Origin of the sequence: Streptomyces sp. NPDC085900, from assembly GCF_044540925.1 — a bacterium.
Lineage (GTDB): Bacteria > Actinomycetota > Actinomycetes > Streptomycetales > Streptomycetaceae > Streptomyces > Streptomyces gilvifuscus.
The window spans coordinates 550378-573999 of sequence record NZ_JBITSP010000003.1; the positions used below are offsets into that span (position 1 = coordinate 550378).

Here is a 23622-nt window from a genome sequence, read left to right on the forward strand (position 1 = left end):
CGCCGGAGGCGGTACCTCCGGCGGGCGGTTCGCTATCGGCTCACTCGCCGAGGTGTCGGCTCACTTGCCGTAGTAGGCGTCGTAGATCGTCACCGACGACTTGTTGTTCTTCTTGTCGGTGATGTTCGCCCTGAAGGAGATGGACGTGCCCTTCGCGGGGTTCTTCACCTTGATCTTTCCGCCGGCCACGGAGACCTTCTTCCAGGTCTTGCCGGAGTCGTAGGAGACGTACACCGTCAGCGACTTGAGGTTACGGCCCTTGGCCGCGCCCTCGACCGCCACCGGGATGCTGACGGTCTTGCCGGCCTCGACCTTGTTGTCCAGGCCGGTGGCCGCCTTGAAGCGGGCGGTGGAGGCGGCCAGCGTGGCCACGTCTCCGGCGGCCGGCTTCTTGGAGCCGAAGGTCCAGCTCGCGTCGATGCGGGTGGAGGCACCCGCGACGTCGGCGCTGCGCCTGACCGAGGTGGTCAGCTTGTAGTCGGCCTGGCCGGCCGGGACCGTGAACTCCTTGTTGCCGAAGAGCGGGTCGTCGTTCGAGCCGATCTGGGTGCCGTTGCGGTACAGGGTCGTCTTCACCGAGGTGAAGTCGGAGGACCCTGCGTGGCCCGCCCCGTCGGTGAACAGCGGCACGAAGCCGTAGATGCTGTTGCCGTCGCGGTAGAGCCCGAAGTCGGCGCTCAGGTGCGGGCCGAAGACCGCGGTGTTGAAGGTCTTCGTGTACTTCTGGCCCGCCTTGAACAGCTGCGAGGGGCCGAGTGTGTAGTACGCCTCCGGGATCGGCAGCCCGTCGGCGTCGTGGCCCTTGTACTGCTGGAAGTCGAACGACCACTTGATCTTGTCGACGGTCGAGAGGTGGACCGTGCGGGTGCCCGGCAGCTTCTGCTCGATCGGGTTGGCGAGGACGACGTCCTCGGGGAGCTCACCGAGCGGCATGAGGCCGCCGGTCTTGCCGGGGGCGCCAGAGCCGAGGTTGTTCTTCACCGTGGCGAACTCGGAGGCCTTGAAGTGGCGGACCTTGTCGCCGGTGATCTTCTTGACCTTGGCGGTGGTGGCCGCGTCGTACTCGGTGCCCGCGCCCTTGCTCCACTGGCCGCTCCAAGTCTGCTGCAGGCCCGAGACCTCGCCGCCGAGCGGCGCCATGCGCACGTCGGCGAAGGACTGCAGACCGAGGCCGAACCCGATGCCCGCGGCGTCGTAGAAGTAGTCGATGGTGCCGAGCTGCTGCTTGGCCTGCGCGTCCGGCACGGTGATGTCGGCCGCCTTGGTCTTGCGGGCGTCGATCGTCACCGAGGTGTCCTTGGTGACGTTCAGGCTCGGCTGGACCAGCCAGTCGATGCCGCCCTGGAAGTTCACGAAGTCCTTCGCGATCCAGGCGTCCAGCAGGTACTTGCCCCTGGGCACGCGCATCGTCGTGGTGCCGGAGGCGTCGACGCTCACCTGGTAGCCGCGGCCCTCGGCGAGACCCGAGTAGCCGAACATGATGGTGTTGTAGTCACCGGTCGGCTGTCCGTCCCGCCCGATGTGCTTGATCTTGACGTTGTACGACTCGACCTCGCGCTGCACGGCCGCGGCCGTACGGACGCTCTGGCCGCCGCCGGTCGCCGTCACGTACGCCGAGTACGCGCCGTCGAGCGTGCCGCCCAGCTTGGTGTCGACGGTGACGTCGACCGCCGCTTTTCCGCCCGCCGGCACGGTGACCTTGGTCGCGCCGAGCTTGAAGAAGCCCGCGGGGGCCGCCTGGCCCTTGGGGTTCGTCGCGGTGACCGCGAGGCTCAGCGTGACGTCCTTGGTGCCGAGGTTGCGGTAGGTGAGCTGCTTGGTGACGGGCTTGTCGTCGGTGTGCGGCCACTGCTGCACCCCGAAGGCGACCGACACCGGGTCGGCGATCACGGACTGGGTGATGGCCTTGTCGACCGCGATACGGCCCGAACCCTGCTGGAACGGCGTGTACTTGCCGCCCTTCGCGGAGCCGGTCAGCGCGCCCTTGAGCTCGCTGAACTTCCAGTCCGGGTGCTCCTGCTTGAGGATCGCCGCCGCGCCCGCGACGTGCGGGGTCGCCATCGACGTACCGGAGATGGTCAGGTAGCCGGGCGGATTCTCGCCGACCTCCTGGTCGATGACGCTGCCCTTGGCCGCTGCGGCCGTGATGTCCACGCCGGGCGCGGTGACGTCGGGCTTGAGGCCGCCGTCGACGGTCGGGCCGGTGGAGGAGAAGTCGGCCAGCTTGTCCTTGCCGTCGACCGCGCCGACGGTGAGGGCGTCCTCGGCGCTGCCGGGCGAACCGACCGACTCCGGGCCGGAGTTGCCCGCGGCGATCGCGAAGAGGATGCCCTTCTCCTCGGACAGCTTGTTGACCTCGGCCTCGAGGGGGTCGATGCCGGGGGTGTCCTGGCCGCCGAGGCTGAGGTTGACGACGTCGGCGCCCTGCTCGGCCGCCCACTCCATGCCGGCCAGGATGCCGGAGTCGTCGCCGCCGCCCTCGTCGTCGAGGACCTTGCCGTTGAGGATCTTGGCGTCGGGTGCGACGCCCTTGTACTTGCCGTTCGACTTGGCGCCGGTGCCGGCCGCGATCGAGGCGACGTGCGTGCCGTGCCCGAAGTGGTCGGTGGCGTCGGCCGCGCCGGAGAAGTTCTTGGACGCGATGACCTGGGTCTTCAGGTCAGGGTGGGTGGCGTCGACACCGGTGTCCAGGACGGCGATCTTGACGCCCTTGCCGGTGTAGCCCTTCGCCCAGGCCTTGGGGGCGCCGATCTGCGGCACGGACTTGTCGAGGCTGGCCCTGCGGGTGCCGTCGAGCCAGACGTGCGCGATGCCGGAAGCCGTCCTGCCGCCGCTGGTGACGGCGTCCCACAGCTCGGGCGTCTCCTTCTGCGGGGTCTGCACGGCGTCCGCGTTGAGGGACCTGAGGGTGCGCCGGAGGGTTCCCGCGTCCCGTACGTCGGCCTTGGCGGCCGTGGCCGCGCCCTGGTAGCCGACGATGACCTTCAGGCCCTTGGCCTGGGACTTGCGGGTCGCGGACTTGTTGAGTTCGGTGATGTCGAACAGCCGCTGGTCGACCTTGCCGGCCGCGACCAGCCGGACCGCGTCGGCCGGGACGACGAGCGTGTGCCCGGCTTCCTTGCGTATCTGGACGGGTATGTGCTCGCGCCCCTTCGCCCGCTCCAGGCCGACGACGCGGCCCTTGGAGTCGACCAGGACGCGGTCGCCGGTGATCAGGGTGATGCGGTGCTTGGACGTGAGCTGAGTCTGCGGGGCGGTCGAGGACCGCTCCGCCTTCGCCGACGCCGGGCTGGTCATTCCCGCCGCCAGTGCCACCGTGGCCGCCGTGGCGACGGTGGCCGCGCATGCTCTTTTCACTTGTCTGCGCAAGTCTCCCCCTGGAGATGAGGTTCCGGGTGAATTCCCCGTTCACCCGGGCGGGGGTGGTCTCGTACGCAAGCGCGTACACCCCCCGGAATACGGAGTATGCCGGGGGGTGATCTGACACCTCAATAGGTGAGAGAAAGGTGAGAGAGGGCCGCCGGGACTGTTACGCACTGGGCCCAACTCCGTTACAGAGTCGTCGAGTTACGCTCCCGCGTTCTCCTTGACAGTGAGCTTTCCCTTGCGGATCGTCGCCAGGCGCGGAGCCTTCCGCGCGATCGCGGAGTCATGGGTGACCATGATGAAGGTCAGCCCCAACTCCTTCCACATGCGCTCCAGTACGTCCATGATCTCGTCGCGCATCGACTCGTCGAGGTTGCCGGTGGGTTCGTCGGCGAGGAGCACCTTCGGCTGCTTGACGAGGGCGCGGGCGATGGCGACGCGCTGCTGCTGGCCTCCGGACATCTCGGAGGGGAGGTGCCCGAGCCGCTCCCCGAGCCCGACGGACCGCAGCGCCTCGGCCGCCCGCTCGCGCCGGTCCTTCACCTTCACGCCGAGCGGTACGAGCGCGGTCTCCACGTTCTCCTGGGCGGTGAGGGTCGGGATCAGGTTGAAGCTCTGGAAGACGAAGCCGATGTTCTCGCTGCGGACCTTGGTCAGCCGGGCCTCGGACAGCTTGGCCAGGTCGGTGCCGTCGAGGCTGACCTCGCCCGCGGTCGGCCGGTCCAGGGCGCCGAGCATCTGCAGCAGCGTGGACTTGCCGCCGCCGGTCGGGCCCTGGATGACCAGCCGGTCCCCGTCGGCGATGGAGAGGTCGACACCGTCGAGGGCGTCGACGGTGTCCTTGCCCCGGGTGTAGCGCTTGGTGACGTTTCTGAGTTCGTACATGGGGGCTCCTGAGAGGGGGAGGGTCGGGGTGGGGCGCGTGGTGGTGCGCTACTCGACGCGGCGCAGTGCGTCCGCCGGGCGCAGTCGTGACGCGCGCCAGCCGCCGAAGGCGCCCGCGATCAGGCCGCCGGCCACCGCGAGGACCACCGCCAGCACGATGGTCGTCACGCTCACCGGCGCGGTGAGGGCGACCTCGAGCGTCTTCGCGGCCTGCCGTCCCGGCCCGCCGAAGCCCCCGCCGGGACCACCGCCTCCGGGGCCACCGGTGCTGCCGCCGCCCCCGCCCAGCTGCGCCTGCAGCGTGGGGCTCACGGACGTCACGACGTACGCGCCGGCCAGGCCGAGCGCGATGCCCAGCGCACCGCCCAGCAGCCCGTTGACCATGGCCTCGCCGACCACCTGCCGGGTGACCCGGCCCGACTTCCATCCCAGCGCCTTCAGCGTGCCGAACTCCCGCACCCGGCGCGAGACGGCCGAGGACGTCAGCAGACCGGCGACCAGGAAGGCGGCCACCAGCACGGCGATCGACAGCCACTTGCCGACGTTCGTGGCGAGGGAGGACGCCGTGGACAGGGAGCCGGAGACGGTCTTCGCGAGGTCCGTCGACGTCGTGACGGTCGTACCGGAGACGTTCTTCTGGATGGTCGACTTCACGGAGTCGATCTGCTGGGAGTCGGTCGCCTTGACGTAGATCGTGGTGACCTTGTTCTTCTCACCGGCCAGCGTCTGCGCCTGCTTCAGCGGGATGTACAGGTTGGCCGCCGAGTCACCGCTGTCCGCGGTCGCGATGCCGATCACCTTGTACTTGACGCTCTTGACGGTGACGGTCGAACCGACCTTGTACTTCTTCTCCTTGGCGTACGCCGAGTCGACGACCGCGACCTTGGCGTCGGTCTCCGTCGCCTTGAAGGTGCGCCCGCTGGTGATCTTCGACGAGGTCAGCGGGCCGAGGGCGGTGCGGGTGACGTCGGTGCCGTAGACCGTGTACTGGTTGAGGCTGAAGTCGGCGCCGCCGCCGCGCACTTCGCCCTGCGGCTGGCCGCTGCCGCCGCCGTTGCCGCCCGGGAAGCCCTGGTTGGAGCCACCGGAGTTCTGGTTCTGCTGGAACTGGCCGCGGGTGAACTGGCCGCTGACCTTGACCACGTTGAGGCTGAGTCCGCCCACCGCGGACGAGACGCCCTTCTGGTCACCGACCTTGCCGACGGTCGAGGAGGCCAGGGTGGCGAAGCCCTGCACCATGACCCGGTCGCTGCTCTGCGTCGCGTCGTCGTCGTTGCCGCGCGCGTCGAACTGGAAGCGCGGACGCTGTGAACTGCTCGCGGTCGGCGTCGCCGCCTTGGTGACCGTCATGTCCGTCCCCAGGCCGTAGAGCGACTGGAGGACCTTGTCCTGTGCCTTCCCCATGCCGTTGGACACGGAGTTGACCACGATGACCAGCGCGATACCCAGCGCGAGGCCGGAGGCGACGACGAGGGCCGCCTTTCTGCGGCGGCGCAGTTCGCGCCTCAGGTAGGTGAAGAACATGCGCCGCAAGCTAGGTACGGCGCGTGATGACTGGATAAGGCAGACATAAGAGCTGCATGAGAAGGCTGTGACCGGGCCCGGAAACACCGATGCCGCCCCTGGGGGGCGGCATCGGAAAGCTGTACGGCGCCTGTGGGTTCGGGCGCCCGAGGGGGATCAGACGGCCGAACCGGCCTTCCAGTCCGCCCAGCTCAGGTTCCAGCCGTTGAGGCCGTTGTCCGGCTGCACCGTCTTGTCGCCGGTGTTGGAGACGACCACGACGTCACCGACGATCGAGTGCGTGTACATCCAGTAGGCCGGGGTGCTCGGGTCGTTGGCGCCCTTGGTGTCGGACAGGCCGACGCAGCCGTGGCTGGTGTTCACCGAGCCGAAGATGGACTTCGCGCCCCAGTAGTTGCCGTGCAGGAAGGTGCCGGAGTTGGTGAGCCGGATGGCGTGCGGCACGTCCTTGATGTCGTACTCGCCCTTGCCGTCGTCGTCGGTGAAGCCCACGGTCGCGCCGTTCATGCGCGTCTCCTTGAACTTCTCGGACATCACCATGATGCCGTTGTAGGTCTTGTTCTGCGGCGAACCGGCCGAGATCGGGATGGTCTTGACGACCTTTCCGTCCTCGGTGACCTTCATCTGCTTCGTCTTGGCGTCGACGTAGGAGATCTGGTTGCGGCCGATGTGGAAGGTGACCGTCTTCTGCTGCACGCCGTAGACGCCCTGGGCGCCCTCGACGCCGTCGAGCGCGAGCTTCAGCGTGACGGTGGAGTTCTCCTTCCAGTAGGTCTCGGGGCGGAAGTCGAGGCGGTTGGCCCCGAACCAGTGCCCGACGACCTCCTGGCCGCTGCTGGAGCTGACCGTGATGCCCTTCTGGACCGCGGCCTTGTTGGTGATGGCCTTGTCGAAGTTGATCGACACCGGCATGCCCACGCCGACGGTCGAGCCGTTCTCCGGCGTGAAGTTGCCTATGAAGCTGTTGGACGGGGAGACCGTGGTGAACGAGGCGTTCTCGTGGGCCTCCAGGCCCTTGGAGTCCTTCGCGGTGGCCGCCAGCTTGTAGGTGGTCGAGCGCTCCAGCTGGGTGTTGGGCTTCCAGCTGGTCTTGTCGGCGGACAGGGTGCCCGGGACCGCGGTGCCGTCCGCGGTCGTCATCGTCACGTTCGTGAGCGTGCCCTTGCTGACCGTGACGGCGGCGGAGTTGTTGATGGAGGCGTTGTCCGAGCCGTCCTTCGGCGTGATCTTGATGTCGGCCTCGGAGGTCTTCTTGGCGGCCGCCTCGTCGGCCTTGGCCTGCGAGGTGTCCTTGCTCTTGCCGCCGGCGGCGCTGTCACCGCCGCCGGAACAGGCCGAGAGCACCAGAACCCCGCCGAGCAGTGCGGACGCGACCGTCAGGCCCTTGCGCCGCTTACTGTTCGTCATCACACGCTTCTCCATCGTTGCCGATTTTCCCCAGAACCCCGAGAGTCCCCGTCGACGGGCCCCTCAACCACAGAACTTCAGCCGTCAACGAACATCAACGCTACGACCGGTCTCTCCCGTTCCACATGCCTGGGATGTGTGGGGCACACCACGTCCGGCGGGGCGGGAAGACGAAACCCCGGACGGCGTTCGCCGACCGGGGTCTCGTTCGCCCAGGCGGTTCAGCCGACGCCGTCCTCCTCGTCATCCTCGTCCACATCATCCTCGTCGAGGTCCCAGTCCGGCGAATCGGGGTCGTAGTCGATGGCCTCGCTGGACCAGGAGGCCTGCGCGAGCTCCACCCCAGGCACGGCGGTGACCAGGTCGAACGGATCCACGAGATACGCGAGCGCCTCCGCGGTGTCTTCCGTCACAGCGCCCTCGGCGTGCGCGCGTTCGTCGTCCGGCATCTCGCTCTCACCGGCGATCCGCTGCAACGCGGCCTTGGTGACGCTCTCGGCGTCGCCGATCTCCAGGACGAGTTCCACCCGAAGGCGGACAAAACGTGATGTCTCTTCAGTGCTCATGGCGCGAGCGTACGACTCAAACCTCCCGTGACTTTCCCGTGACCCGCGCCTTTCACTAACATCGCTCCACACGGCCAATTCGCCAGCGCCACAAGGGGATCGATATTCCGTGTCATCCGCTCGCCGTCCGTTGCTGACAGCCACCGCCGCAGGCACCCTGCTGGCGGCCCTGTGGTTCGTCCCGTCCGCCAACGCGACCCAGGAGAGCCCGGCGAGAACCCAGCCCTCGACGGTGACGACGACGCAGGCCAGGGCCACGTCGCAGCTCGGCGAGAGCGAGACCGCCACGTCCGCGGACGACACCCAGCTCGCCGACACCGGCAGCATCGACACCACGCCGTACGTCGTCGGCGGGACGTTCTTCCTCACGCTGGGTGCCGGTTTCGTCGTCTACTCGGTCCGCCGGGAACGCCTCGGCTTTTAACTCGCTTGACTCTTCCTTGGCGTGGACTTCATAGTCCGGCTCATGAAGAGATCATCGGGCGTGCGCATGGCCGCCACGGTCACCGTGAGCGCGCTGTCGCTCGCCCTTGTCACGGGTTGCGGCGGGGATTCCGGTTCCGGTTCCTCGGACGCCGAGGGTTCCCCGTCCACCGCCGCCGCGAAGGCGTACACCGCGGCCGAGCTGCGAAAGCTCGTCGTCACCGCGCAGGACCTCGACGGATACGACGTCAAGTCCGCCGACACGGGCGGGAAGTTCGCCGCCTCCAAGGACCAAGTCACGGTCACCGACGCCGAGTGCGCGCCCCTCGCCTACGTCCTCACCGGCTTCGCGCCGGGCGACGACGAGAACGCCTACGTCAACCGCATGGTGACGCAGAAGAGCGAGAAGCCCTCCTCCACGAGCACCTCGGACGAGAGCCTCGAAGACCTGGAGAAGAGCCTGAAGGACATCATGGGCTCGACGATGACGATCGTCTCCCTGTCCTCCTACGACGGCGCGGGGGCCGCACGGACCATGAAGTCCGTGTCGGACGCGGTCGCCGGCTGCGCGGGCGGGTTCACGATCGCGGCGCGGGGCCAGGACACGCAGAAGTTCACGAAGGTCGTCGCGGAGAAGTCCTCGGGCACCGGCGAGCAGTCGGTGGCGTTCGAGGTGAGCGGCAAGGTCGAGGGCGACACGCAGACCGTGCACGGCGAGGTCGTGCGGCACGGCTCCACGATCGCCACCTACTACTCGATCAGCCTGGCCGCCCTGGCCGGCGAGAAGAGCGAGTACTCGGTCCCCGCCGACGTGATCAAGGCCCAGGCGGCCAAGCTCAAGTGACGGACCGGGGCCCCGCCGCGGCGGGGCCCCGACCGCTCACTGCAGCGGCCCGGTGACCTTCTCCACCGCGGCCACCAGCTGCCCGTCCCGCACGAAAGCGTCCGCCGCGGCCAGGTCGGGCGCCAGGAACCGGTCCGGCCCGGGACCGCCGACCCCCGCGGCCCGCGCGGCGTCGATGGCGGCCCGCGAGGCGGGCGCGGGGGTCAGCCCGTCCCTGAGCTCGATGGCACGGGTGGCGGCGTACAGCTCGATCGCGACGACGCGCGCGAGGTTGCCGACGGCGGTGCGCAGCTTGCGCGCGGCCGACCAGCCCATGGAGACGTGGTCCTCCTGCATCGCGGAGGACGGGATGGAGTCGGCGGAGGCCGGTACGGCGAGCCGCTTCATCTCGCTCACCAGGGCGGCCTGCGTGTACTGGGCGATCATGAGCCCGGAGTCGACGCCGGGGTCGTCGGCCAGGAAAGGCGGCAGGCCGTGGCTGCGGTTCTTGTCCAGCAGCCGGTCGGTGCGGCGCTCGGCGATGGAGGCCAGGTCCGCGGCGGCGATGGCGAGGAAGTCCAGGACGTAGGCCACCGGGGCGCCGTGGAAGTTGCCGTTGGACTCGACCCGTCCGTCGGGAAGGACGACGGGGTTGTCGACGGCGGAGGCCAGCTCCCGCTCGGCGACGAGCCGGGCGTGCGCCATGGTGTCCCGTCCGGCGCCGGCGACCTGGGGGGCGCAGCGCACCGAGTAGGCGTCCTGGACGCGCGGGGCGTCGTCCTGGTGGTGACCGGTCAGGCCCGAGTCCTTCAGCACGGCGAGCATGTTCGCGGCGCTGGCGCCCTGCCCCGGGTGCGGGCGGATGTCGTGCAGTTCGGGGGCGAGGACCTTGTCGGTCCCGAGGAGCGCCTCCATCGAGAGGGCGGCGGTGATGTCGGCCGACTTGTAGAGCATGTCGAGATCGGCGAGGGCCATGACCAGCATGCCGAGCATGCCGTCGGTGCCGTTGAGGAGGGCGAGGCCCTCCTTCTCACGCAGCTCGACGGGCGCGATCCCGTGCTCGGCGAGGAGCTCGCCGGCGGGCCGGACGACGCCGTCGGGGCCCTCGGCGTCCCCCTCGCCCATGAGCGTGAGGGCGCAGTGGGACAGCGGAGCCAGGTCGCCGGAGCAGCCGAGCGAGCCGTACTCGTGGACGACGGGCGTGATGTGGGCGTTGAGCACGTCGGCCATGGTCTGCGCGACCTCCGGCCGCACTCCGGTGTGCCCCGAGCAGACGGTCTTCAGCCGCAGGAACATCAGCGCCCGTACGACCTCCCGCTCGACCCTCGGCCCCAGGCCGGCGGCGTGCGAGCGGACGATGTTGCGCTGCAGCTGGGCGCGCAGCTCCTGGCTGATGTGCCGGGTCGCCAGGGCGCCGAAGCCGGTGCTGACGCCGTAGACGGGATCGGGCTTGGCCGCCAGCGCGTCCACGATCTCCCGGGCCGCGGCGAGGGCCGCCACCGCCTCCGCCGACAGCTCGACCCGGGCACCGCCGCGGGCCACGGCGAGAACGTCGGACGCGGTCACCCCGGACGTCCCCACCACCACAGTGTGCATATCCATATTCAGGAGCGTACGCAGTGAAGACGAGGATGTCACTAGTGGGTGGCCGGTACGACCCTTACAGGAAGTCCGACCCCCGGGGCTTCAGGCCTGGCGCCCCCGGAACCGGCGCCGTTCGGCGGGAAGGGCCGGCGAAGGCTCGTCCGCGAGCCGGATGACGGGGTCGTCGGGCCCCTCCCGTCCGGCCACCACCGGCTGCCCCGCGCGGAGCGCCTTCGCGCGGTACTGCGCGGCGTCCGCGAGGCGGAACAGGCGGCGGGCCGAGCGGACGGGACCGATCGGGTCCTGCGTCGACGCGACCCCGCACGCCACCCCCTCCCCCAGCTCCAGCTCGGCGGCGCGACGGCACAGCTCGTCGGCCGCCTTGACCACCTCGTCGGCGGACGGCCCGACGGCCAGCAGACAGAACTCGTCACCGCCGAGCCGCGCCGCGAGCGCGCCCGGCAGCATGGCGCCGCACAGGGAGAGCACGGAGCCGAAGCGTTCGAGGAGGCGGTCGCCGACGGCGTGCCCCCGGGTGTCGTTGACGCGCTTGAGCCCGTTCAGATCGCAGACCACGAGACTGACCACGGTCCCGTCCACGCGGTGCCGCTCGACGGCCTCGTCCAGCCGGGCATCGACGGCACGGCGGTTGGCGAGGCCGGTCAGGGCGTCGGTGTAGGCGAGCCGCCGTACCTCCTCCAGCCGCTCCGCCTGGGCGATCCCGGCGGCGACGACCGCGGCCAGCACGGTGGCGAAGTCCGCGTCGGCCCGCTCGAAGACCGGCACCCCGGAGCGCCGGGCGACATACAGCTCGCCCCAGGCCCGCCCGTTCAGCACGATCGGCGCGACGACACAGCAGCCCCGACCCCTGCGACGCAGCGCGGCGACCCGCTGGTGGACGTACCCCGGCCGGCGCCCGGCCGCGGGCCCCTCCGCCGTCTCCACCCACGCGTTGGGCTCACCGCCCCCGGCCCACCGCTCGTGCAGGAACTCGGTGATCTCGGGGAACTGGTGCACCGGATACGACTCGTCCTCCGGGAACTCGTCCTCCCCCGCGGCCCGCTCCCCCACATTGACGAGGACCTTCAGCCGCCCCAGTTCCCGCTCCCACACCGACAGCGCGGCGAAGCTGCCGCCCAGCGCCCGGCAGGCACCGGTGGCCGCCGCACGCCACGCACCGCGCGCACCGTGGGCCGCAGCCATGCCCTGAGCCAACGCGACGACGGCTGCGAGCCGCTTGTCCTCACCCATTAATCCAGGTTAGGGAGGTTTAGAGGGTTTCGTTCCGTTGGCGCGGCGGGAGGGTGACCGGCCCCCCGTCGCCCTGCCCCGAACCCGTCCTCACTCCCCCGGCCACTGCGGCTTCCGCTTCTCGTTGAACGCCGCCACGCCCTCCGCCCGGTCCCCGGAGAAGGCCACCGAGCGCCACGCCGCGTCCTCGACCTCCAGGCCGGCCCGCAGATCCAGGCCGTGGCCGAGGCGCAGGGCACGCTTGGCGGCGCGCAGGCCGACGGGCGAGTTCGCGGCGATGCGGGACGCCAGGGCGAGCGCCTCCTCCGTGTCCCGCCCCTCCTCCACCAGCCGGTCCACGAGCCCCAGCTCCGCCGCCTCCGCCGCCTCCAGGCGCCGTGCCGTGAAGATGAGCTCGGCGGCCCGCGCGGCACCGACCCGGCGCGGGAGCAGCTGCGTACCGCCGCCGCCGGGGATGACTCCCACCGAGACCTCCGGCAGCCCCACCACCGCCGTACGGTCGGCCACGATCAGGTCGCACGACAGGGCGAGCTCGAACCCGCCGCCGAGGGCGAAGCCGTGCACGGCGGCGATCGTCGGCACGGGCAGCTCCAGTACGCCGGTGTAGGCGGCGCGCGCGACGGGCCGCTGGCGCACCAGGTCGGCGTCGGTGAAGGAGTTGCGCTCCTTCAGGTCGGCGCCGACGCAGAAGGCGCGCTCGTGCGTGGAGGTCACCACGACGACCCGCACGTCCCGGTCGGCCCCCAGCGCGGCGCACGCCGCCGCGACGGACCGGGCCATCTCGGTCGACACGGCGTTCATGGCCTTCGGCCGGTCGAGGGCGAGCTCCGCGACATGCCCGTCCCCGTGCCGCCGTACGACCACGAACTCCCCGAACCGCTCCTCGCTCATGACACCCTCCGGTTAACGCGGGTTAACAATGCTCGGCCCGATCATCGCAGGACGCACACGCCGGGCGAAAGAGCCGACGGCGGCCGCCGGGCGCCCGTTCCCGCGAACCCCGCCCGAGACCCCGTTCGAGTGACATCCCGCCCAACTCCCCTCCCACCGCCCACGAAAGCGCATAACGTGCGTCCGCCACGGCGCACAGGGGGCGCGAGCGCATCGGGGAGGGACCGGGATGACGAAGACGACGCAGACGCCGACCAGGCCGGAGGGGCCACGAGCGGCGGAACGCGAGGCCACATCACGCCCTCCCGACCCCCGCGGGCCGTCGGGCGCCCTCACCGACGACCGACCTGTCGCGCAGCACGACAACGACCGACAGCCCGCCGGGGCCCGGGCCCCGGCACCCGCGCACACCGGCCTCAAGGCCCGCCCCCCGGTCTCCGCCGACGACAGGCCCGACGCGCCGCACGACGACGACCGACAGCCTGCCCGGATCCGGGAAACAACACCCGCACGCCCCGATGCCCGGACCGCACCTCCGGTCCCCGCCGCCGACCGGCCCGTCGCCCCGCACGACAGCGGACCGCAGCAGCCGCGCTCCCAGGCCACGCCACCCGCGCACACCGGCGTCAAGGCCGCACCCCCGGTCCCCGCCGCCGACCGGCCCGGGGTGCCGCACGGCGGCAGGCCGCAGGGCCCTCACTCCCGTACCACCGCACCCGCGCACATCGGCGCCGCGACCGTACCGCCCGTCGCCGCCGCCCGCGCGCACCCCACCGCCGAGACCGTACCGACCGCCATCCCGGGCCCCCGCCTCTTCGGTGCCCGTGTTCGGGGGCGTCATCGCAGGCCGCGGTCTCGCAAGGTGCTGTTCGCCGTCGGGGGGCTCGCGCTGGCCGCCGGGGCGCTGAGCATCGTACGGATGGTCCCCGGGCCGGGGAGCGGTGTGCCCGGGACCACCGAGGCGGAGCCGCGGGAGGACGTCGGCGGCGGGGTGAGCGACGGGGCGACGAACGCGGCGGCCACCCTCCCCGCCGCCCTCGGCGTCAGCCCGTCGGCGACCTCGGTCATGGGCGGCGCGAGCGCGACCCCGACGACGGACCCGACCTCCGCCTCCGCGCCGGTCACGAGCGCGGCGACACCGGCGCCCGAAGCCTCCACGCCCCCCGGCACACCGGACTCGCCGGACATGACCACGATCCCCGAGGCACCCAACACGCCCGCGCCCTCGACGGCCGCGCCCCGCCCGCCCGCGACCACGCCGGCCGCCCCGCACCCGGGACACGGCACGTCACCGTCGTCCCCCGCCCCGCAGCCGGGCGAGCCGGGTCTGTGCGTGCCGGTCGTCGGTCTGTGCGTCGGCCCGCTCGGGCACTGACGGCGCCTTACGGCTCCTGGGCCCGCCGGGTGAGCAGCCACGGCTCGACCACGCCGAGCCCGCGCACCGGGCGCTGCCACATCGGCTGGAGTCCGAAGCGGTAGACCGGCGGCTCCTCGCCCTCCTTCTCCGCCGCGGCCGCGGCCTCGGCCGCCTCCGCCTCGGAGGCCGGCGCCTCCCCGGTGCGGATCAGCTCCTCGGCGAAGGCGCTGTCGACGAGGACGGCGTCCCGTGGAGCTATCGAGGTCAGCCGGGAGGCAAGGTTCACCGTCGTACCGAAGACATCGCCCATACGGGTGGTGACGGTGCCGAAGGCGATGCCCACCCTGAGCTCCGGCATCGTCTCGTCGTTCGCCATCGTCTCGATGAGCCGCAGCGCGATCTCCGCGGCCACCCCGGCGTCGTCCGCCGAGTACAGCACCTCGTCGCCGAGCGTCTTGACCAGCCGTCCGCCGTGCGCGGCCACCAGGTCGGCGGCCGTCGTCTCGAAGGCCTCGACGAGCTCGCCGAGCTCCTCCTCCTCCATACGGCGGGTGAGGCGGGTGAAGCCGACCAGGTCGGCGAAGCCGACGGCCAGGCGCCGGTCGACCATCTCCTCGTCGTCGGCCACCTGCACGACCCGGCCCGCCGAGGCGGCGAGCTGGCGGCGCCAGACGTAGACGAGGAACTCCTCCAGCTCGGGCAGCAGCAGCTCGACGATCGGGTACGTCACCTCGGTGCGGGTCATGCCCGGCTCCGGGGGCTCGGTCAGGCCCTCCAGGAAGGAGTCGATCTGCCACTCGGCGAGGCGGGCCGTGGTCTGCCCGGTGGACCGGGCCACCTGCACGGCCATCGCCTCGCTCAGCAGCCCCGCCTCGACCAGGCCGGACAGGCGGCGCAGCGCGAGGACGTCGGCCTCGGTCAGCGCCTTGGCCTGCCCGATGTCCGCGAACCCCATGGCCCGCCAGAAGCGGGTCGCCAGCTCCACCGACACGCCCGCGCTACGAGCCGCCTGGAAGGGGGTGTAGCGCCGCTCGGCGCCGAGGATCAGGTGTTCCAGACGCAGGGCGAGCGGGTCCTCGCCGGGGTCGGCGGCGTCCGCGCCCTCGCCAGAGCCGGTGTCGTCGACGGTCACGCCTGCTGCCCTTCCGATCTGCCGCGGTCACGTATCGACCGGCCTCAACTGTACGGCAGGTGTGCGCTAGCTCACTCCGTGGGCGCCGAGAACGGACAGCCCGTACGGAAATACGCTCACGCCGGTCGCAGGTGCACGATGTCTCCCGCGCCCACCGGCTCCTGCACGCCCTCCTCCGTGGCGATCACCAGCCTTCCGTCACCGTCCACCGCCACCGCCTCCCCCACGATGGACCGGTCGCCCGGCAGCTCCGCGCGGACCGTCCGCCCCAGCGTCGCGCAACCCGCCGCGTACGTCTCCTGCAGACCGCTCTCCGCGGGATCGCCGCCGGCGTCCCGCCACCGCCGGTACCACTCCTCCAGCGACCGCAGCGCCGCCCGCAGCAGGGGATCGCGGTCCGTGCTCACCGCTCCGGCGAGGGCCACGGAGCCCGCCGTGGGGACCGGGAGTTCGTTCTCGCGCAGGGTGACGTTGATGCCGACCCCGACGACCACCCCGTGGTCACCGGCCCGCTCGGCCAGGATGCCCCCGGCCTTGCGTTCCTCGCCGCCGATGGAGACCAGCAGGTCGTTCGGCCACTTGAGTGCCGTGTCCACCCCGGCGGCACGCGCCAGCCCCGTCGCCACCGCGACCCCGGTGAGCAGCGGCAGCCACCCCCAGCGGGCCACCGGCACCTCGCTCGGGGTGAGCAGCACGGAGAAGAAGAGCCCGGAGCGGGCCGGCGCCGTCCACTGCCGGTCGAGACGGCCCCGTCCGGCGGTCTGCTCCTCGGCCACCAGGACCCAGCCCTCGCCCGCCTTGCCGGCCTCGGCCAGGGCGACCAGGTCGGAGTTGGTGGAGCCGGTGCGCTGCACCACCTCCACCTCGCGCCACAGCCCGCCCTCCCGCACCAGTCCGCGCCGCAGCGCGACGGGGTTGAGGGGCGGCCGGTCCAGATCGGACCAACGGCTGTCGTCTGATGCATCTCGCGGCGTCATGCAAGCCACCCTAGGTGTGTGAAACGCCGCACTGCTGATTCGTAGGGGCACCACTACTCTACGGATGAGTAACCGTCCCCCCTTTTGAGCAGGCAGGGAGCCGCGATCCCGATGTCCGAGCCGGAAGAGATCGACATCCACACCACCGCGGGCAAGCTCGCGGATCTTCAGCGCCGCATCGAGGAAGCGACGCATGCCGGCTCCGAGCGCGCCGTCGAAAAGCAGCACGCCAAGGGCAAGTTGACGGCCCGTGAGCGCATCGAGCTGCTGCTCGACGAGGGTTCCTTCGTCGAGCTCGACGAGTTCGCCCGGCACCGCTCCACCAACTTCGGCCTCGACAAGAACCGCCCGTACGGCGACGGCGTCGTCACCGGCTACGGCACGGTCGACGGCCGCCCCGTGGCCGTCTTCTCGCAGGACTTCACCGTCTTCGGCGGCGCGCTGGGCGAGGTCTACGGCCAGAAGATCGTCAAGGTGATGGACTTCGCGCTGAAGACCGGCTGCCCGGTCATCGGCATCAACGACTCCGGCGGCGCCCGCATCCAGGAGGGTGTGGCCTCGCTCGGCGCCTACGGCGAGATCTTCCGCCGCAACACCCACGCCTCCGGTGTGATCCCGCAGATCAGCCTGGTCGTCGGCCCCTGCGCGGGCGGAGCCGTCTACTCCCCCGCGATCACCGACTTCACGGTGATGGTCGACCAGACCTCGCACATGTTCATCACCGGCCCGGACGTCATCAAGACGGTCACCGGTGAGGACGTCGGCTTCGAGGAGCTCGGCGGTGCCCGCACCCACAACTCGACCTCCGGCGTGGCCCATCACATGGCCGGGGACGAGAAGGACGCCATCGAGTACATCAAGCAGCTGCTGTCGTACCTGCCGTCCAACAACCTCTCCGAGGCCCCGGTCTACCCGGAGGAGGCCGACCTCACCGTCACCGACGAGGACCGTGAGCTCGACACCCTCGTCCCGGACAGCGCCAACCAGCCGTACGACATCAAGACGGTGATCGAACACGTCCTGGACGACGCCGAGTTCTTCGAGACCCAGCCGCTGTTCGCGCCGAACATCGTCACCGGGTACGGGCGCGTGGAGGGCCACCCGGTCGGCATCGTCGCCAACCAGCCGATGCAGTTCGCCGGCTGCCTGGACATCAAGGCGTCCGAGAAGGCGGCCCGCTTCGTGCGCACCTGCGACGCCTTCAACATCCCGGTGCTGACCTTCGTCGACGTCCCCGGCTTCCTGCCCGGCGTCGACCAGGAGCACGACGGCATCATCCGCCGCGGCGCCAAGCTGATCTACGCCTACGCCGAGGCCACGGTCCCGCTGATCACGGTCATCACCCGCAAGGCCTTCGGCGGCGCCTACGACGTCATGGGCTCCAAGCACCTGGGCGCCGACCTCAACCTGGCCTGGCCCACCGCCCAGATCGCGGTCATGGGCGCCCAGGGTGCGGTCAACATCCTGCACCGGCGCACCATCGCCGAGGCGGACGACGTCGAGGCCACCCGGGCCCAGCTGATCCAGGAGTACGAGGACGCCCTCCTCAACCCCTACGTCGCGGCCGAGCGCGGCTACGTCGACGCCGTGATCATGCCGTCCGACACCCGCCCGCAGATCGTCCGCGGCCTGCGCCAGCTGCGCACCAAGCGCGAGTCGCTGCCGCCCAAGAAGCACGGCAACATCCCCCTCTAAGGAGTCGCTGTGAACATCAAGGTCGTACGGGGCAACCCGACCCCCGAGGAGCTGGCCGCCGCCCTGGCGGTGGTCAGGGCCCGCGCGGCAGCGGCGTCCGCCGTGACACCGGATGCCGCGCAGCCCCGCGACTCCTGGTCCGACCCGTCCCGCATCGCAACCCACCGCCTCCCCCAGCCGGGCCCCACAGCCTGGTCCCGCACCTACTGGCCGGGCTGACCTGACCCACCTTTCAGGGGCGCGGGGCTGTGTCGATGTGCGGCTCCGCCGCGTGGGCGCACAGAGGTACAACCCCGCCCCCTGACTTGAGTACCCGTACTCAGGCGCCCACCCCGGCCCCAGCCCCACGCTGGTGGCATGCTGTGGTCGGACCCCGAGAACGAACCCCCCGAGGAACTGCGCGACACCCAGGACATGTTGCGCAGACTCGGGGTTCTCATGGCCCTCGCCATGGTCCTGGCGATGATCGTGATCGGTCTGAGGTGAACCCGGGCATCCGCGTCGATACCCTGACCCCATGACCGATCAGCCCCGCCGCCGCCTCGTCCTCGCCTCCCAGTCCCCCGCCCGGCTGGGCCTCCTGCGCCAGGCCGGCATGGACCCCGAGGTCATCGTGAGCGGCGTGGACGAGGACGCCGTCAGCGCGCCCACCCCCGCCGAACTGGCCCTCGCCCTGGCCGAGGCCAAGGCCTCCGTCGTCGCCGCCCGCCCGGACGTCCACGGCGCCCTGGTGATCGGCTGCGACTCGGTCCTGGACCTGGACGGCGAGGCGTTGGGCAAGCCGGCGGACGCGGAGGAGGCCACGGCGCGCTGGAAGGCGATGCGCGGCCGGGCCGGCACGCTCCAGACCGGGCACTGCGTCTACGACACCGTCAGCGGCCGCTACGCCTCGGGGACGGCTTCCACGGTCGTCCGTTTCGGTGACCCCAGCGACGAGGAGATCGCGGCGTACGTCGCCTCCGGAGAACCCCTGTACGTCGCCGGGGCGTTCACGCTGGACGGCCGCAGCGCGCCGTTCATCGACGGCATCGACGGCGACCACGGCAACGTGATCGGCCTCAGCCTGCCGCTCGTGCGCAGGCTGCTGGCTCAACTGGGCGTGGGCATCACGGAGTTGTGGGCGCCGGTGGAGGAGTGACGGGCGCGCCCGCGTCGCCGTCGCCGCTCTCGGGTCCCGGCGCCTGCGCGGGCGGCGCCGCGTCGGCGGGTTCGACCGGACGGTCGTAGGACATCAGCATCAGCACGATCAGCGCCAGTACGACCACCATGAACGTGAACGCCGGCCAGCCCACCAGTCCCCACGCGAACGCGCCCAGCAGGGCGTGCACGACGGCCGCGCTGATCAGCAGGACGCGGCCGAAGCCGGCGGGGGGACGGTTGCGTACGGCCACCAGGAGCGCGACCAGGCCGCACAGGGCGAAGTAGAGGCCGAAGAGGACGCCGCCGATCTTCGACGACAGGGACATCGTGTCCGGGTCGAGTCCGGCGAGCGACATGTCCTGCCGGTCGACGACGACCCCCAGGAACCAGTTGAGCGCCGCGACGCCGAGCGCCTCGGCGAAGAGCACGACCGCCACGACCCACGCCACCGGTCTGCGCAACACCGGGCCACCCCTCCACGTCCGTTCGATACATCGCGAACGCTACTAACGGGTAAACCGCGGGACAAGGGTTCGGCGAGCGGCAAAGAATCGTTGGGCCATTCGTAGGGACTCCACAAAGAAACTGAGTGGCCCGCAGCACGCTCTCACAGAGACCTTGACCACATGAGAGGGCTAGGGTTGCCCGGAGGAGTCCTGCACACCAGGGTGCGACAAGGGATTTCGCGGGTCGAGGAAGCCTCGAATCACGCTCCGTGTGGGCAAGCTCACCATTGGGGATGGGTCGAAGTGCCTCGTCGGCTGTCCCTAAACTCGGCTTGTTTCAAGGAGGGAGCCTCAATCGTGCGCAAGGTGCTCATCGCCAACCGTGGCGAAATCGCTGTCCGCGTTGCCCGGGCCTGTCGGGACGCCGGCATCGCGAGCGTGGCCGTCTACGCCGACCCCGACCGGGACGCTCTGCATGTCCGCGCCGCGGATGAGGCGTTCGCCCTGGGCGGTGACACCCCGGCCACCAGCTATCTGGTGATCGACAAGATCCTGAACGCGGCGCGCGAGTCGGGCGCCGACGCCATCCACCCGGGCTACGGCTTCCTCTCGGAGAACGCCGACTTCGCCCAGGCCGTCCTGGATGCCGGGCTGATCTGGATCGGCCCGCCCCCGCAGGCCATCCGCGACCTCGGCGACAAGGTCGCCGCCCGGCACATCGCGCAGCGTGCCGGCGCCCCCCTGGTGGCGGGCACCCCCGACCCGGTCTCCGGCGCCGACGAGGTCGTCGCCTTCGCCGAGCAGAACGGCCTGCCCATCGCGATCAAGGCAGCCTTCGGCGGCGGCGGCCGCGGCCTGAAGGTCGCCCGCACCCTCGAAGAGGTCCCCGAGCTGTACGACTCGGCCGTCCGTGAGGCGGTGGCCGCCTTCGGCCGCGGCGAGTGCTTCGTCGAGCGCTACCTCGACCGCCCCCGGCACGTGGAGACCCAGTGCCTGGCCGACAAGCACGGCAACGTGGTCGTCGTCTCCACCCGTGACTGCTCCCTGCAGCGCCGCCACCAGAAGCTGGTCGAGGAGGCCCCGGCGCCGTTCCTGTCCGAGGAGCAGGTCGCCGAGCTGTACCGCGCCTCCAAGGCGATCCTGAAGGAAGCGCACTACGAGGGCGCCGGCACCTGCGAGTTCCTCGTCGGCCAGGACGGCACGATCTCCTTCCTGGAGGTCAACACCCGGCTCCAGGTCGAGCACCCGGTCACCGAGGAGGTCGCCGGCATCGACCTGGTCCGCGAGATGTTCCGCATCGCCGACGGCGAGGAACTCGGCTACGACGACCCGGAGCTGCGCGGCCACTCCTTCGAGTTCCGCATCAACGGCGAGGACCCGGGCCGCAACTTCCTGCCCGCCCCCGGCACCGTCACCACCTTCGACGCGCCCACCGGCCCGGGCGTCCGCCTGGACGCGGGCGTGGAGGCGGGCTCGGTCATCGGCCCGGCCTGGGACTCCCTGCTGGCCAAGCTGATCGTCACCGGCCGCACCCGCAAGGAGGCCCTCCAGCGGGCCGCCCGCGCCCTGGAGGAGTTCCAGGTCGAGGGCATGGCCACGGCCATCCCCTTCCACCGCGCGGTCGTCACCGACCCGGCCTTCGCCCCCGAGCTGACCGGCTCCGACGAGCCGTTCACGGTCCACACCCGCTGGATCGAGACCGAGTTCGTCAACGAGATCAAGCCCTTCGCCGCCCCCGCCGACGCCGAGGCGGAGGAGGAGACGGGCCGCGAGACGGTGGTCGTCGAGGTCGGCGGCAAGCGCCTGGAGGTCTCCCTGCCGGCCTCGCTGGGCATGACCCTGGCCCGCACCGGCCTGGCCGCGGGCGCCAAGCCCAAGCGCCGCGCCGCCAAGAAGTCCGGCCCCGCCGCCTCCGGCGACACCCTTGCCTCCCCCATGCAGGGCACCATCGTCAAGGTGGCCGTGGAGGAGGGCCAGGAGGTCAAGGAGGGCGACCTGGTCGTCGTGCTCGAGGCGATGAAGATGGAACAGCCGCTCAATGCCCACAAGGCCGGCACCATCAAGGGCCTGAGCCTGGAGGTCGGCGCCTCCATCAGCTCCGGCGCCGCGATCTGCGAGATCAAGGACTGACCCGCCAGACACCCGGGCGAGGCGCCCGGCGGACCGGAGCAGTCGGTCCGCCGGGCGCCTCGCCTTTCCCCGTCCCCCGTGACGGTGGCCTCACGTGGCGGCCGCCCCGCACAGCTGCAACTCCCGCACGGAGCCGGTCTCTTCGAATTCCCGTACGAGCGTCAGCACGCGACGCACGTCCGCACCGCGCTGACGTCCATCGCACTCTCCCGGCGCCGCTCTCGCCTGAGACGAAGGTACGGCCTGCCTCCGGTCGGGGAAGGCCGCTCGCACGTCCTCGATGGCATGCTGGGGGCAAAGGGGGCGCGAGAGGGAGCAGGTGGGAGTGATGGCGGGCGTGACCTCGGCGGAAGGCGCCGGGAGCCGGGAGGCCACGGTGACTGCGGCACCGGGACGCACCATGCGCGCCGACGCCCGCCGCAACCGCGAACGGCTGCTGGCCGAGGCGCGCTCGGTCTTCGCCGCCCACGGCACGGACGCGTCCCTGGAGGACGTGGCCAAGCGCGCGGGTGTCGGAATCGGCACCCTCTACCGTCACTTCCCCAACCGTCACGCCCTGTTGAGCGCGGTCTTCGAGGACGCGGTGGGCGACCTGCTGTCCCGCTCCCGCGAACTGCTGGACGCCCCCGAGCCCTGCGCGGCCCTGGTGACCTGGCTGCGCGAGATCATCGCCCATGCCGGCGAGTACCGGGGGCTGGCCCGCGCCCTGATGTCCGTGACGTCCGATCACACTTCGGCCCTGGCCCGCTGCAGCGACCCGATCAGACAGGCGGGCGCCGCCCTGTTGGCCCGGGCCCAGCAGGCGGGCCGGGTCCGCGAGGACGTGGCGGTGGGCGACCTGCTGCAGCTGACGAACGCGATCGCGCTGGCGGCGGAGGAGGCGCAGGGCGACCCGGAACTGGCGGACCGCCTGCTCCAGTTGACGCTGCGAGGCCTGAAGCCGGGCTGACCGAGCGAACCGTTCGCACTCGGCCACCGGCGCAAGCCCCGCGCGGCGGGAGCGTCCCTACCGCCGCCGCATGTCGGCGACCCGCGCCCGCTCGGTACCCGGCGTCTGCTCACCGAGGACCGCGGCGCTGCGCAGCCCCGTCCCGGCTCCGGGAACCGCCCCGCGCCGGGGCCCCGGAAGGGCGACGTCCCGGCGGGCCTGGCGCGGGGGGACGGAATCACCGCCCACGGAGTTCCCGGACGCTCCGGCGACGGCGATCTGCACACCCTGGTCGGCCAGCGCCTGCAACTCCGTTGCCGCGCGGTCGTCGTGCGCCGGCGGCTCGTCGGTCACCAGGCGCGTGATCACGTCCGTGGGCACGGTCTGGAACATGGTGTCCGTACCGAGCTTGGTGTGGTCGGCGAGCACGACGACCTCGGCGGCGGCCTGGACGAGCGCCCGGTCCACGGAGGCCGACAGCATGTTGGAGGTGGACAGCCCCCGCTCGGCCGTGAGACCGCTGCCGGACAGAAACGCCCGGGAGACCCGCAGCCCCTGCAGGGACTGCTCCGCCCCGCTGCCCACCAGCGCGTAGTTGGAGCCGCGCAGGGTGCCGCCGGTCATCACGACCTCCACCCGGTTGGCATGGGCCAGAGCCTGGGCCACCAGCAGCGAGTTGGTGACGACGGTCAGACCGGGCACCCGCGCGAGCCGGCGGGCCAGCTCCTGCGTGGTCGTACCGGCCCCCACCACGATGGCCTCGCCTTCTTCGACGAAGCCCGCGGCGAGGTCGGCGATGGCCGTTTTCTCGGCGGTCGCGAGATGTGACTTCTGCGGAAAGCCGGACTCCCGCGTGAATCCGCCCGGCAGTACCGCACCGCCGTGCCGGCGGTCGAGGAGTCCTTCTGCCTCCAGTGCGCGCACGTCCCGCCGTACGGTCACTTCGGAGGTCTGGACGACGCGGGCGAGCTCACGGAGCGATACGGCCCCGTTCGCTCGCACCATTTCGAGGATCAATTGGCGACGTTCTGCAGCGAACACGAAACTGACAGTAATGCCAACGACCGTCTGGTTTCAGCTGTTTGCGCCGAATAGCA

Annotated in this window: 21 protein-coding genes; 9 read left to right on the forward strand and 12 right to left on the reverse strand. The window is 71.2% G+C overall.

What is annotated here, in order from left to right:
- Positions 1-60 precede the first annotated feature (60 nt).
- The 5 genes from ACIGDI_RS11950 to ACIGDI_RS11970 all read right to left on the reverse strand — a co-directional run bounded on the left by ACIGDI_RS11950 (position 61) and on the right by ACIGDI_RS11970 (position 7748).
- Positions 61-3357, reverse strand: a complete 3297-nt coding sequence (locus ACIGDI_RS11950) for a S8 family peptidase (protein ID WP_399894246.1) — start codon at positions 3355-3357, stop codon at positions 61-63.
- Between the two features lie 210 nt (positions 3358-3567).
- Entirely contained in the window at positions 3568-4251 is a 684-nt protein-coding gene (locus ACIGDI_RS11955) for an ABC transporter ATP-binding protein (RefSeq protein WP_399894249.1), read from the reverse strand.
- A gap of 48 nt (positions 4252-4299) precedes the next feature.
- On the reverse strand, positions 4300-5775 hold the full coding sequence (locus tag ACIGDI_RS11960; protein ID WP_399894252.1) for an ABC transporter permease: 1476 nt from the start codon (positions 5773-5775) through the stop codon (positions 4300-4302).
- 156 nt (positions 5776-5931) lie between these two features.
- A complete protein-coding gene (locus tag ACIGDI_RS11965) occupies positions 5932-7197 on the reverse strand; it encodes an Ig-like domain-containing protein (protein ID WP_399894255.1) in 1266 nt (421 codons plus the stop codon).
- Positions 7198-7403: 206 nt separating this feature from the next.
- Positions 7404-7748 (reverse strand): hypothetical protein, encoded by a 345-nt coding sequence (locus ACIGDI_RS11970; protein WP_399894258.1) that lies wholly within the window; start codon positions 7746-7748, stop codon positions 7404-7406.
- A 109-nt stretch (positions 7749-7857) separates the two neighbouring features.
- On the opposite strand from ACIGDI_RS11970, the gene ACIGDI_RS11975 reads away from it, so the two are divergent.
- Positions 7858-8172 carry a hypothetical protein gene (locus tag ACIGDI_RS11975; RefSeq protein WP_384815068.1) on the forward strand — a complete coding sequence of 105 codons (315 nt, stop codon included), beginning with the start codon at positions 7858-7860 and terminating at the stop codon, positions 8170-8172.
- A gap of 42 nt (positions 8173-8214) precedes the next feature.
- Positions 8215-9015 carry a hypothetical protein gene (locus tag ACIGDI_RS11980; RefSeq protein WP_399894261.1) on the forward strand — a complete coding sequence of 267 codons (801 nt, stop codon included), beginning with the start codon at positions 8215-8217 and terminating at the stop codon, positions 9013-9015.
- A 36-nt stretch (positions 9016-9051) separates the two neighbouring features.
- Here ACIGDI_RS11980 and hutH read toward each other — a convergent pair whose 3' ends face one another.
- From hutH to ACIGDI_RS11995, 3 genes are all read right to left on the reverse strand, one after another.
- Positions 9052-10590: a histidine ammonia-lyase gene (hutH, locus tag ACIGDI_RS11985; RefSeq protein WP_399895245.1), complete on the reverse strand. Its 1539-nt coding sequence runs from the start codon at positions 10588-10590 to the stop codon at positions 9052-9054.
- A 90-nt stretch (positions 10591-10680) separates the two neighbouring features.
- Positions 10681-11829 carry a diguanylate cyclase domain-containing protein gene (locus ACIGDI_RS11990; RefSeq protein ID WP_399894264.1) on the reverse strand — a complete coding sequence of 383 codons (1149 nt, stop codon included), beginning with the start codon at positions 11827-11829 and terminating at the stop codon, positions 10681-10683.
- A 90-nt stretch (positions 11830-11919) separates the two neighbouring features.
- Positions 11920-12720 carry an enoyl-CoA hydratase-related protein gene (locus ACIGDI_RS11995; RefSeq protein ID WP_351480467.1) on the reverse strand — a complete coding sequence of 267 codons (801 nt, stop codon included), beginning with the start codon at positions 12718-12720 and terminating at the stop codon, positions 11920-11922.
- A gap of 229 nt (positions 12721-12949) precedes the next feature.
- Here ACIGDI_RS11995 and ACIGDI_RS12000 point away from each other — a divergent pair, with 229 nt between their 5' ends.
- On the forward strand, positions 12950-14095 hold the full coding sequence (locus ACIGDI_RS12000; RefSeq protein ID WP_399894268.1) for a hypothetical protein: 1146 nt from the start codon (positions 12950-12952) through the stop codon (positions 14093-14095).
- 7 nt (positions 14096-14102) lie between these two features.
- Here ACIGDI_RS12000 and ACIGDI_RS12005 read toward each other — a convergent pair whose 3' ends face one another.
- Complete coding sequence (locus ACIGDI_RS12005) at positions 14103-15209, reverse strand: adenylate/guanylate cyclase domain-containing protein (RefSeq protein WP_399894271.1); 1107 nt, start codon at positions 15207-15209, stop codon at positions 14103-14105.
- 116 nt (positions 15210-15325) lie between these two features.
- Positions 15326-16186, reverse strand: coding sequence for a biotin--[acetyl-CoA-carboxylase] ligase (locus tag ACIGDI_RS12010; RefSeq protein WP_399894274.1), 861 nt, complete (start codon positions 16184-16186; stop codon positions 15326-15328).
- Between the two features lie 111 nt (positions 16187-16297).
- Here ACIGDI_RS12010 and ACIGDI_RS12015 point away from each other — a divergent pair, with 111 nt between their 5' ends.
- The 4 genes from ACIGDI_RS12015 (at position 16298) to ACIGDI_RS12030 (ending at position 19019) form a co-directional block, all read left to right on the forward strand.
- A complete protein-coding gene (locus ACIGDI_RS12015) occupies positions 16298-17881 on the forward strand; it encodes an acyl-CoA carboxylase subunit beta (RefSeq protein WP_272175381.1) in 1584 nt (527 codons plus the stop codon).
- A gap of 9 nt (positions 17882-17890) precedes the next feature.
- Positions 17891-18100 (forward strand): acyl-CoA carboxylase epsilon subunit, encoded by a 210-nt coding sequence (locus tag ACIGDI_RS12020; RefSeq protein ID WP_383672623.1) that lies wholly within the window; start codon positions 17891-17893, stop codon positions 18098-18100.
- 138 nt (positions 18101-18238) lie between these two features.
- Positions 18239-18367, forward strand: a complete 129-nt coding sequence (gene mmpB / locus ACIGDI_RS12025; protein WP_107416103.1) for a morphogenic membrane protein MmpB — start codon at positions 18239-18241, stop codon at positions 18365-18367.
- A 31-nt stretch (positions 18368-18398) separates the two neighbouring features.
- Complete coding sequence (locus ACIGDI_RS12030; RefSeq protein ID WP_399894279.1) at positions 18399-19019, forward strand: Maf family protein; 621 nt, start codon at positions 18399-18401, stop codon at positions 19017-19019.
- On the opposite strand, the gene ACIGDI_RS12035 is transcribed toward ACIGDI_RS12030, so the two are convergent.
- Positions 18988-19485: a hypothetical protein gene (locus ACIGDI_RS12035; protein ID WP_399894282.1), complete on the reverse strand. Its 498-nt coding sequence runs from the start codon at positions 19483-19485 to the stop codon at positions 18988-18990. The genes ACIGDI_RS12030 and ACIGDI_RS12035 overlap by 32 nt on opposite strands.
- Positions 19486-19824: 339 nt before the next feature.
- On the opposite strand from ACIGDI_RS12035, the gene ACIGDI_RS12040 reads away from it, so the two are divergent.
- Together ACIGDI_RS12040 and ACIGDI_RS12045 are read left to right on the forward strand one after the other, a co-directional pair.
- Complete coding sequence (locus ACIGDI_RS12040; protein WP_399894285.1) at positions 19825-21597, forward strand: acetyl/propionyl/methylcrotonyl-CoA carboxylase subunit alpha; 1773 nt, start codon at positions 19825-19827, stop codon at positions 21595-21597.
- Positions 21598-21997: 400 nt separating this feature from the next.
- A complete protein-coding gene (locus ACIGDI_RS12045) occupies positions 21998-22546 on the forward strand; it encodes a TetR/AcrR family transcriptional regulator (RefSeq protein ID WP_200702350.1) in 549 nt (182 codons plus the stop codon).
- 57 nt (positions 22547-22603) lie between these two features.
- On the opposite strand, the gene ACIGDI_RS12050 is transcribed toward ACIGDI_RS12045, so the two are convergent.
- A complete protein-coding gene (locus ACIGDI_RS12050; RefSeq protein ID WP_272175378.1) occupies positions 22604-23566 on the reverse strand; it encodes a DeoR/GlpR family DNA-binding transcription regulator in 963 nt (320 codons plus the stop codon).
- Between the last annotated feature and the right edge of the window lie 56 nt (positions 23567-23622).